This window comes from Streptococcus oralis, from assembly GCF_001578945.1.
Taxonomy (GTDB): Bacteria; Bacillota; Bacilli; order Lactobacillales; family Streptococcaceae; genus Streptococcus; species Streptococcus oralis_Q.
This window is the reverse complement of the sequence record NZ_KQ969551.1, coordinates 91,291-93,799: the sequence shown is the minus strand read 5'-3', so window position 1 is coordinate 93,799 and position 2,509 is coordinate 91,291. Positions and strand designations below refer to the sequence as shown.

General features: G+C 35.0%; 3 protein-coding genes and 1 pseudogene. All 4 read right to left on the bottom strand.

Annotated features, from left to right (window positions below):
• Positions 1–316 precede the first annotated feature (316 nt).
• On the bottom strand, positions 317–493 hold the full coding sequence (gene rpsU / locus SORDD16_RS03130; protein WP_000048054.1) for a 30S ribosomal protein S21: 177 nt from the start codon (positions 491–493) through the stop codon (positions 317–319).
• A gap of 93 nt (positions 494–586) precedes the next feature.
• Positions 587–1,144, bottom strand: a complete 558-nt coding sequence (locus SORDD16_RS03125; protein ID WP_061452348.1) for a hypothetical protein — start codon at positions 1,142–1,144, stop codon at positions 587–589.
• 117 nt (positions 1,145–1,261) lie between these two features.
• The gene (locus SORDD16_RS03120) at positions 1,262–1,882 is read right to left on the bottom strand and encodes a Type 1 glutamine amidotransferase-like domain-containing protein (protein WP_061452347.1); all 621 of its coding nucleotides are present in this window, start codon (positions 1,880–1,882) and stop codon (positions 1,262–1,264) included.
• A 13-nt stretch (positions 1,883–1,895) separates the two neighbouring features.
• Positions 1,896–2,509, bottom strand: a pseudogene (locus SORDD16_RS03115) (class I SAM-dependent methyltransferase); the annotation flags it as partial.

Below are 2,509 nucleotides of genomic sequence, written 5' to 3'. Positions count from 1 at the left end.
CCAAATACTACAAGGGCTGTAACTAGCCAAACCAAAGTACGTCTTTTCATCTTTTTCCTCCTAATGTAGTAGAAGTTTAGTCTATTATATCATGAATGCAAAAAAAATACTTTTGATAAGTATTGTAAGGCTATAGAGAATAGGTGATGGACGAAACTATCCTAATCTTTTGTATTACTATTCGTCAAAATCTCTTCCTCCTACACGCAATGGAGCCCCACTTCCGATTCCTTCAATAAAATCTTCTCCATTGGCCTTCCCACTCTTTTATATAAAAAAGAAAAAAGACTAGATTTCTCTAGCCTTTCATTTCTAATTAGAATTTTTTACGTTTACGAGCTGCTTCTGATTTACGTTTACGTTTTACAGAAGGTTTTTCATAGAATTCACGTTTGCGTGTTTCTTGAAGAGTACCAGCTTTAGTAACCGCACGTTTGAAACGACGAAGTGCATCGTCAAGAGATTCATTCTTACGTACTACTGTTTTAGACATTTTTTTCACTCCCTTCAAGTTCAAGATCTATTCTATTCTACACGCAAAATGAATAATTGTCAAGGAGAAAGTAACCATAAACTTTTATTATTTTTACTTTCTTCTTTTGAAGATGGAGTAAATCACTAAGATGCAGAGAATCAATCCCAAAACAGCTGGTTTTACAATCGATATGCCACTTCCTCCACTAAATAAAAGACTATGGGCAATCTTCAGAAAGGCTCCAATTACTACCGTTGCTAATAATCCATACCAACGTCTACTCCATGTTAAGGATATAATCGCCGTAAAAAATGTTAGAATTGTTGCCAGAATGATAATTTTTTCAATACTCCATCCACTCGTAAAATAAGTCTTCTCAAAATTCAAAAACTCAATTACTTTTACATCAACTATTTCCGGCTTTGGGAACCAAAACATGCTAGTAAATAGGCAAAATATAGAAAAGAAAATCAGGCTATAGGATTTTTTATAAGCTCCCATTACAATTGGAATAATAAAGAGAGGGCGAATATACCAACTCAGAGTATTCTGGTGTCTAGTAAACGCCCACTCAAAGAAGCTCGTATCTGATAAAAAAACGACAATGATAGCAATCGTTAGAAACAAGAAAACAACCCCACCTATTTTATCTAGCGTTTTTATTTTCATAACTTTTCCCTTCTTGAATTCATAAAATTAATCTATCCATGGCAGATTTTCGCTAAGTGAGTTATCAACTGCTAATCATTTTAGTGGTAAAATATTAATGTTCTTCCAACCACGCTTTTATTCTATTGTCAAGATATCTATTTGCTCATCGTTAACGATAATTGCTTGGTGGTTATGAAGCGGTAGCAATTCAAGCTGCTTTTTATACATTTCAAAGGTCTTTTTGCTACTATCAGTAAAAGGTTCCTCACCATAATGCGGAAGGATATAAAAATCCACTTCATCCAATCCCGCTGTATCAGATAAGTCTGTCGCTACCATCTTGTCATCCATGAGTTTATTGTAGTCAATATCCTTGGCTGCAATGATAGCCCCTGCTGATTCCCCCACATAGACCAACCCATCTCTTATTTGCTCTTTGATGAGAGATAGGAGTTGCTTTTTCTTTAATTCTTGCAATAAATAAAAGGTATTCCCGCCTGAGATATAAAGAATCTTGCTTTGGAAAATCTTTGCCTGTGCAGTTTCTCGATCACAAGAAGCAATATCTAGAACCTCTATCTCAAATCCTAAATCTCTAAATGTTTGCTGAGCCTCATCGATATAGGCAGTATAGTCCTCTTTGTTCCCAGCGGTAGGAATAAATAAAACCTTATTTTCTAGATTCTTTTCCTTTGCATAATCGCTAAAAAGCTTTTTGACCCCAGCAAAGTATGAACATAAAAATAACTGTTTCATGATTGTACCTCCATTAATTTTTAACAATTCTATAAAGGATCCATGATCCCTTTCCTTGACTAGTTACGAGCTCAAAGCCTATTGATAAGAAGAATCGTTTAAATGCTTCTTATTCTTTGAACTTCTGCATAAAGTAAGATAACTTGTTATATTCACAAGCCAGTAAGAACATCCCGTCTGATTTGAGTATTCTTCGAAGTTTCCTAAAAGAAGAGTCTAGATCCTGCCAATGAAAATGAGTTTGAAAGGCTATGATTAAATCAAATCTTTCATCGGAAAAGCCTGTCTCCCTAACGTCTCTGTGTTCAGAATTTAGATTAGTCATCTCTATCTTTTTGGCTTAAGCTATTGCGGTATCTGAAATATCGATTCCAGTTATAGTACTTTTCGGAAAGGTTTCTTTCAGTAGGATGGTCGAACGATCATTCCCAACTCCTACATCTAAGATTGCAGGGTAAGATGTTCTATCCAGATAACGAATTGCCCATACAAACATGGGAAGGTAGGTTCAATTCCACAATTTTATCATTCGTTTTCCTAGAAAGCCCGAAGAACTCTTTGATTGCTGAATTAAGCGACTAAACAGGAACACTAAAAGTAAAAAACAAATAAAACCGATTATATAAA